We start from the raw sequence: 217 nt of genomic DNA, 5'->3' as shown, positions 1-217 counted from the left end.
CTTCTACATACCACCAGCCATACTCATTTGCTGCAAGTCCTGTATAACCAAAGTCGATAGTTCCATTCTGAACATACCACCAGCCATACTCATTTGCTACAAGTCCGGTTGCATTAAAGTTGATCTTGCCACCTTCTACATACCACCAGCCATACTCATTTGCCACAAGTCCTGTATGCTCAAAATTGATCTTGCCACCTTCTACATACCACCAGCC

The 217-nt window shown here is 44.2% G+C and carries 1 protein-coding gene; it reads right to left on the bottom strand.

All coding sequences use genetic code 11. The features are described 5' to 3' along the window. Positions 1-217 (bottom strand): hypothetical protein (locus HMPREF0373_RS17000; protein WP_021739408.1); only part of this gene is annotated, 217 nt, incomplete at both ends.

This window comes from Eubacterium ramulus ATCC 29099 (assembly GCF_000469345.1).
Taxonomy (GTDB): domain Bacteria; phylum Bacillota; class Clostridia; order Lachnospirales; family Lachnospiraceae; genus Eubacterium_I; species Eubacterium_I ramulus.
The sequence above is the reverse complement of the archived record's forward strand: the minus strand, read 5'-3'. Positions and strand labels throughout refer to the sequence as shown.